Raw genomic sequence first — 7,268 nt, 5'->3', positions numbered from 1 at the left:
GGATGCTGTCGCCCGTCGCGTTCGAACAGCAGCAGGTTTTGAAGGCGGAAGGCGTCTAGAAAACTAGGGGCTACTCAGAAGCTGGTTCGGGAACGCGGGGTATCGGTGTCGCAGGCGGCTCGCGATCTGGACCTGCATGAGAACGTGCTGCGCAAGTGGGTGCGTGAGCAGGCGGCGGATCCGGGATCGGCGTTTCCCGGTTATGGGGTGATGAAGCCCGAGAGCCAAGAGATTGAGCGGCTGCGCCGCGAGCTGGCCCGGATGAAGGCCGAGCGCGACATCCTAAAAAAAAGCGGCGGCCTACTTCGCCAGGGACTCGATATGAGGTTCGAGTTCATCGCGAAGCACCGGGGGATCTGGCCCGTATCGTGGATCTGCGAAGCGCTCGGTGTTTCGCGTAGCGGCTTTCATGCCTGGCTGGTTCGGGTGCCCAGTGCCCGTGCCCGGAGTGACGAGGAGTTCGGCGCCAGGGTCCGCGCCAGCTTCATCTCCAGCTATCGGACGTACGGTGCACGCCGCGTCTGGCACGACCTTCTGGCCGAAGGCCTCTCATGTGGCTTGCATCGTGTCGAGCGGCTGATGCGTGTTCACGGCCTGAGGGCGCGTCCGCGGCGTCGTGGTCTGCCAAAGGACGACGGCCTGCGATCCGTTATCGCCGACAACCTCCTCGACCGCCAGTTCACGGCCGAGGCGCCCAACCAGAGGTGGATTGCCGACTTCACCTATATCTGGACCGCCGAAGGCTGGCTGTACGTCGCCGTCGTCATCGACCTGTTCTCGCGACGCATAGTTGGCTGGTCGATGAGCGACACCATGGCCGCCCAGCTCGTCACCGACGCGCTGATGATGGCGATCTGGCGGCGTGGGAAGCCCGACGCCTTGCTGCACCACTCCGACCAAGGCAGCCAATACACGAGCGAGAAGTTCCAGCGGCTGATGGCCGACAACGGCGTGACCTGCTCGATGAGCCGGTCCGGCAACGTCTGGGACAACGCCGCCATGGAGAGCTTCTTCTCCTCGCTGAAGACCGAGCGGGTCGGGCGTAAAACCTACCACACCCGCAATCACGCGAAGGCAGACGCCTTCGATTACATCGAGTGCTTCTACAATCCGACGCGGCGCCACTCGACCCTGGGTTATCTCCAGCCCCATAGACTTCGAGCGGCAAACGCAGGTAGCTTAACCTCGTGTCCGCGAAACCGGCAGCAGCTCAAATAGCCTCTTCTTCATCTTTAAACTCTTGCGCGCCAGCGCGTGGATTCTTCGGATCCATGCGAAGCGCGCTCGGAGCTATGAATTCGTCTGCTACTGGCATGGGCACCCTTTAATCTGTCAGCTCACGTAACATGGCGGAAGAGCCTTGAAAACTCGTTGCGCAATCAGATGTGGCATGGTGCGAAGAAGCATGGAACCGGAGGCAAAGCTTCTTGGCAGACGTTGCCGACCCTTCAGGGCGTTTAAGGTTTGCCTTTTGGATCAGCGGTTTGGTCCTCCTCGCGAGTGTCGAATCTGGCGCATGGCCAAGGTCATGCGGGTGTCTCGACCCACGCCCTGAAGGGCCAAGTTGTAATGCACCGTACGCGACGACCGCTTTTTGCCCGACAATTCCCAAAAGCTGCCTGTTGGGACGGTCCGACATGGCGATCGTCCGCAATCTCACGCTCTGACGTCTGCTTTTGGTGGAAAAGTTATACACTGGCCAGAGCAAGCGAGTTTCAGACGCTTTACCGATAAACGCGTCGTCCTCCACCGGCCGCCGTTCTAACCCGAAGGCGTCCCAAACAGGACCCACGCGACGAACCAGCCGAACGCACGTTCGCTAGGACGCTTCGTTGTTTCCTACTTAAAGGAGTGGTGCACCATTCTTAGTTAAAAATGGGCACTGCGCCCAAGACGGCCGGTTCAGCTCGCCCAACCGCGCGTTCGAGCAATTCGGAAGAGCCGAGGCTCGGATAGCTCCTGATCGACTGACACTCCGGAAACGAAGAGGCCGACATGGGCTTTGCGCAGGGCGGGATCGCCTCCGCTCGGGCGAGCACGCACAAGCTCGGCGAACGCATCAATCACTTCGGGCGTTAAGCGTCCGGTTGTCTTGCTGATCTGGCGTTCGAGCGCTGCTGTCGTTGCGGCCGCCCAGGCCGCCCAGTGGGGCCTGCCACAAGAAGAGCGGCAACACGTCGGCTCAGCTATGGTAAAAGCGGCCGGAGCCATATGGCCTGCCACATTATCGCCGGTCGGCGAAGCGCCTTTCGCGAAACACCGCCGCGCATTCTGCGCGGGCGGTGGTGGACAGGGCTGGATTCGAACCAGCGTACGGGAAACCCGGGCAGATTTACAGTCTGCTGCCTTTAACCACTCGGCCACCTGTCCAGCCGCCGCTTGGACGGGCTGGCCGTCCGAGCGAGCGCGCCCATTGCCGGTCCGAAGCGGCGCTGTCAACGCCTTGCGCCACTTTGTCGGGCAACTTAGCGTCGTCGGCGCATATTTTTTGACGCGAGGACCCCGAATTGCGCGCAATCCTGCTGGCCACCACCCTGATCGCCGCGCCATTGGCGGCACAAAGCGTCGATCGCGACGCCGTGAACCGGATCATCGACGAAGGCACCAGCCATACGCAGGTCATGCCGATCGCCCAGCATCTGACCGACGTGATCGGCCCCCGCCTGCCCAATTCGCCGGCGATGCGCGATGCGGAGCGCTGGGCGCAAGCGAAGTTCCGCGAATGGGGACTGACCGCCAGCAAGGAAGGGTTCGAGTTCGGGCGTGGCTGGACGATCGAGCGCTCGAGCGTGCGGATGGTCACGCCGCGTGCCGTCCAGCTGACCGCGATCCCGATCGCTTGGACGCCGGGCACCAACGGGCGGATCACCGCGCCGGTGATCGTTGCGCCGATCAGTGAGGACAAGGACTTTGCCGAATGGCGCGGCAAGCTGTCGGGCAAGGTCGTGATGGTGACGCGGCCGGGCGAGGGATCGGAACCGGGTGAGGCACCGTTCCGCCGCCTGACCGCGGAGGATCTGGCCAAGGCCGATAGCTGGCGCGAGCCGGTGTTCGACCCCGCCGACACCGATCGCCGCGCCAAGCGGCTCGATTTCGCGCGCAAGCTCGATGCGTTCCTGAAGGCCGAAGGTGCGGTGGCGATGGCGACCATGTCGTCGCGCGACGGCAAGCTGTTGCATGGGTCGGGCTACCTCTTCACCCGCGAGGTCGCGCCCGCCGTCCCCGCGATCGAGATCGCGGCGGAGGATTATCGCCGCCTCGCCCGCCTGTCGGTCAGCGGCACCGCGCCGACGATCGAGATCGATACGCAGGTCCGCTTCGACGACAGCGACCCGACCGCCTACAACATCATCGCCGACCTGCCGGGTACCGATCCCAAGGCGGGTTATGTGATGGCCGGCGCGCATTTCGACAGCTGGGTCGCGGGCGACGGTGCCGCCGACAACGCCGCGGGAACCGCAGTCGTGATGGAGGCGGCGCGCATCCTGTCGGTGTTGAAGGTCCGGCCGAAGCGGACCATCCGCTTTGCTCTCTGGAATGCCGAGGAACAGGGGCTGCTCGGCAGCCTCGCCTATGTCGAGCGGCACATCGCGGTGCGACCCGAACCGGCGGGTGGCAAGGACGGGGGCTTGGCGCGCTTCTATGGCTGGACCAACCGCTTCCCGATCACGAAGAAGCCCGGCTATGAGGCGATGACCGCGTATTTCAACATCGACAACGGATCGGGCAAGATCCGCGGGATCAATGCCGAGAACAACGTCGCCGCGGTGCCGACGTTACGCGAATGGCTCAGCCCCTTCGCATCGATGGGCGCGACCACCGTCGCCAACCGGCGGACCGGGTCGACCGACCACTATTTCTTCCAGTCGGTCGGCCTGCAGGGCTATCAGTTCATTCAGGACCCGCTCGACTATGGCAGCCGCTTGCATCATACGAGCATCGATACCTTCGACCACCTGAAAGGCCCCGACATGCGGCAGAACGCGATCATCCTCGCATCGCTGCTGCTGAGCGCGGCCAATGCCGAACGGCCGCTGCCGCGTCCGCCCCTGCCCACCCAGCCGGTCGCCACCGACCCCTACGCAATTCCTGAGAAAGACTGACATGGCCCGCAAAGGACACCGCCCCAGCAAGGCTTCGCCGCAGCGTCCGCGCTTTTGGGGCCGGCATGCCGCCTTCGCCGCGCTCGACAATCCCGAGCGGGTGATCCGCAAAATCTGGTGCACGCGCGAAATGGGGTCGCAGCTGGTCCTGCCCGAGGGCGTGCCGGTAGTGTTTGCGGAGGCGGCCGACCTCGCCCGCTTCGTGCCGCCCGACGCGCCGCATCAGGGGATCGTGGTCGAGGCCGATCCGCTCGAGGATATCTGGCTGGCCGACCTGATCGAACAGGGGCGCGACGACGACCGGCCGATCCTGCTGCTCGATCAGGTCACCGACCCGCATAATGTCGGCGCGATCCTGCGATCGGCGGCGGCGTTCGATGCGCTGGGCATCGTGACGCAGGACCGGCATGCGCCGCCCGAATCAGGAGTGGTCGCGCGGTCGGCGTCGGGTGCGCTGGAGAGCGTGCCGTGGGTGCGCGTCGTCAACCTGTCGCGGGCGCTGGTCGAGCTGGGCGAGGCCGGTTACTGGCGCGTCGGGCTGACGGGGCATACCGAGACGACGTTGGCGCAGGCGCTGGGGCCGAAGCGGGTCGCCCTAGTGCTGGGCGCCGAGGGCGAAGGGATGCGGCAGAATACCGAGGCGCATTGCGACATCCTCGCCAAGCTGCCGATTTCGGACCGGGTGGAGAGTCTGAACGTGTCGAATGCGGCGGCGATTGCCTTGTATGCGGTGGCGACGGCGCAGGCGGGCTGACGAATTAGCAGGGCTAATTCGCACCCCGCCTAGCCCGGCCGGCGGGGCAGCGCCCCGTCCGACGACATGGGCTTCGCCCATGGCGGGCTTGGGGGCGTGTTCTCGACGGACGCTTCTCGACAAGCTCGAAGCTGCTCGAACTGAACGGGGTGGGGTTTAGCGTACCCCCCCTTCCTCCCACCCGTTCGGTTCGAGTAGGGATCGAGCGTAGTCGAGAGCCCGTATCGAGAACGCGGTTCCGCGCACTAGGCCTGTCATGGGCAAAGCCCATGACGTCGGTCGGGCCGAGGGCCCGCCGGCCGGGCGGGGCATGATGCGATTGCGGCGATAGCTAGTTTTCGCCTCTAGTCTTCGTCCGGGATGGTCACGGTGAGCCCATCCAGCCCCGCCTCGAACGGCACCTGACACGACAGCCGCGACGTCGGCCGCCGGTCCTCCACCGCATCCAACAGGTCGTCCTCATCCTCGCTCATCGGCGGCAGGCGGTCGAGGAACGCTGGATCGACATAGACATGGCAGGTCGCGCACGAACAGCAGCCGCCGCACAGCGCGAGTAGTTCGTCGAAGCCGTTGATCTTCAGCACTTCCATGACCGACAGCCCGGCCTCGCCGTCCACGGTTCGTTCTTCCCCGGCGCGGGTGACGACGGTAAGCTTGGGCATCGTTCATTCTCCTGTCGCCGCCCCATGCCGGGACGGCCGAAGCTTTTCAAGGACCGGTCATGGGGCTTTCCGCCGAACAATTGCGCAGCTCGCTCGACGCGCTGGCGCGGATCGAGCCGGCGTTCGGGGCGGCGCTGGCCTATGCCGGCTATCCCGAGCCGCGCATCCGCGAGCGGGGCTATGCGACGCTGCTCAGGACCATCGTCGGGCAGCAGGTGAGCTACAAGGCGGCCGATGCGGTGTGGCGGAAGCTGGAGGCGACGCTGGGCGATGCGACCGATCCGGCGCGGATCGCCGCGACCAGCGACGAGGCGCTGCGCGCCGCCGGGCTGTCGCGGCAGAAGACCGGCTATGCCCGCAGCCTTGCCGACGAGGTGCTGAGCGGACGGCTCGATCTCGCCAATCTGCCCGCCGACGACGAGGAAGCGATCGCGCAGCTGGTGCGGATCAAGGGGATCGGGCGGTGGTCGGCCGAAATCTATCTGCTGTTCGCCGAAGGACGGACCGATGTCTGGCCGGCGGGCGACTTGGCCGTACAGGTCGAGATCGGGCGGATATTGGGCCTGCCCGAACGGCCGAGCGAAAAGGCGATCCGCGAACTGGCCGAGAAATGGCGCCCGCACCGCAGCGCCGCGACGGTATTCGCATGGCATCATTATATGTTCGACCCGGCGACGCAGGCGGCCAAGAATAGTGCGATCTAAGGCGCGGCGGGCGAGGCGCAGCGAAGCTGCACCGAGCCGCAATAGGCGCGCCCGGCCGGCGGCGCCAAAGCGCCGTCCGACGGCACGGGCCTTGCCCGTGGCGTGCCACTGAAAACAAAGCGAAAATCCGAATAAGTTCACAAAGTTCACACTCGCCACGTCGTGCGCGCTTCACATGAAGTTACCGCAATCGAGCAGCACATGCGGTTATCAGGGAGCGGCGGCAAATATGACAGGATGGGCACCTGTAGGACAGCGGTTCCGGTCTGGCGTCGAACGTGGCGATCTCCAATCACCCTCACCCTTCGGCGACTGCGCCGCTCCCTCCCTCTCGCGCCGGGAGGGGGAAAAGACGCCGGTGGTGGACCATGGGCAAGATCGAATTTCGGTTTTATTCTGCGGCCGACTTTCGGGGGACCTGCCATGCGTCGGATGTTGCTGCTCGCCATCGTCTGTGCCGCGCCGCTTACCGCTGCCGAGCCGGCCAACCCGCTGGCCGGGCGTTGGGTCGTCGATCTGTCGACCGATCCGGCCAAGCCGTATCGCAAGACCATGGAATTGCAGCTGGCGACCGATGGGTCGGTCACCGGGAGCTTCTATGACAGTGTGATCGAAGGCGGACGGTGGAAGACCGATCGGGGACGGACCTGCGTCAGTTTTCGGACGAGCGATGGCGTCGGGCCGTATCACAGCAGCGCTTGCCTGCGCGGCGCGGTAGTCGAAGGACAGACCTGGGCCGAGCATCGCAAGTTCCTGTTCAACTGGAATGCGACGCGGGGGTAGGTCGGGAAACGCTACGTGACTTTTGGCGGCCTGATGCAGCGTCCTGATTAAAGAGTAATGACAGAGGCTAATCCGTTCGTCCTGAGTAGCCATTGAGCTTGTCGAAACGGCGTATCGAAGGACGTGAGCCACAGGCACTTTGATAAGGGTCTTCGACAAGCTCAGCCCCTACTCAGCACGAACGGGCCTAGGTGTTCAGTCCCGGCATCTGGTGGATCGGATTTACGATGAACCGGTCTGGCTCTGACGTCCAGATCTTGGT

At 64.6% G+C, this 7,268-nt stretch carries 6 protein-coding genes and 1 tRNA gene; 5 read left to right on the top strand and 2 right to left on the bottom strand.

Features of this window, described 5'->3' with window-relative positions; all coding sequences use genetic code 11:
• The first annotated feature begins 81 nt into the window (after positions 1-81).
• Positions 82-1,183 (top strand): IS3 family transposase gene (locus ACTHQV_RS19030; RefSeq protein WP_440492293.1). Its coding sequence is split into 2 segments (ribosomal slippage): positions 82-1,143 and positions 1,145-1,183, totalling 1,101 coding nucleotides; the frame shifts between segments, so codons are not numbered across the junction.
• Positions 1,184-2,283: 1,100 nt separating this feature from the next.
• On the opposite strand, the gene ACTHQV_RS19025 is transcribed toward ACTHQV_RS19030, so the two are convergent.
• Positions 2,284-2,370 (bottom strand) — tRNA-Tyr (locus ACTHQV_RS19025).
• A 137-nt stretch (positions 2,371-2,507) separates the two neighbouring features.
• Between ACTHQV_RS19025 and ACTHQV_RS19020 the strand changes: the two genes are divergently transcribed.
• Positions 2,508-4,103 carry a M20/M25/M40 family metallo-hydrolase gene (locus ACTHQV_RS19020; RefSeq protein WP_440492292.1) on the top strand — a complete coding sequence of 532 codons (1,596 nt, stop codon included), beginning with the start codon at positions 2,508-2,510 and terminating at the stop codon, positions 4,101-4,103.
• A 1-nt stretch (position 4,104) separates the two neighbouring features.
• Entirely contained in the window at positions 4,105-4,857 is a 753-nt protein-coding gene (rlmB, locus tag ACTHQV_RS19015) for a 23S rRNA (guanosine(2251)-2'-O)-methyltransferase RlmB (RefSeq protein WP_440492291.1), read from the top strand.
• A gap of 344 nt (positions 4,858-5,201) precedes the next feature.
• Here rlmB and ACTHQV_RS19010 read toward each other — a convergent pair whose 3' ends face one another.
• On the bottom strand, positions 5,202-5,519 hold the full coding sequence (locus ACTHQV_RS19010) for a 2Fe-2S iron-sulfur cluster-binding protein (RefSeq protein ID WP_440492290.1): 318 nt from the start codon (positions 5,517-5,519) through the stop codon (positions 5,202-5,204).
• Positions 5,520-5,578: 59 nt separating this feature from the next.
• Between ACTHQV_RS19010 and ACTHQV_RS19005 the strand changes: the two genes are divergently transcribed.
• Both ACTHQV_RS19005 and ACTHQV_RS19000 read left to right on the top strand, forming a co-directional pair.
• The gene (locus tag ACTHQV_RS19005; protein ID WP_440492289.1) at positions 5,579-6,223 is read left to right on the top strand and encodes a DNA-3-methyladenine glycosylase family protein; all 645 of its coding nucleotides are present in this window, start codon (positions 5,579-5,581) and stop codon (positions 6,221-6,223) included.
• Positions 6,224-6,646: 423 nt separating this feature from the next.
• Entirely contained in the window at positions 6,647-7,006 is a 360-nt protein-coding gene (locus tag ACTHQV_RS19000; RefSeq protein ID WP_440492288.1) for a hypothetical protein, read from the top strand.
• Positions 7,007-7,268 lie beyond the last annotated feature (262 nt).

Origin of the sequence: Sphingomonas sp. SAFR-052, assembly GCF_051965015.1 — a bacterium.
GTDB lineage: Bacteria > Pseudomonadota > Alphaproteobacteria > Sphingomonadales > Sphingomonadaceae > Sphingomonas.
This window is presented reverse-complemented; position numbering and strand designations above follow the sequence as displayed.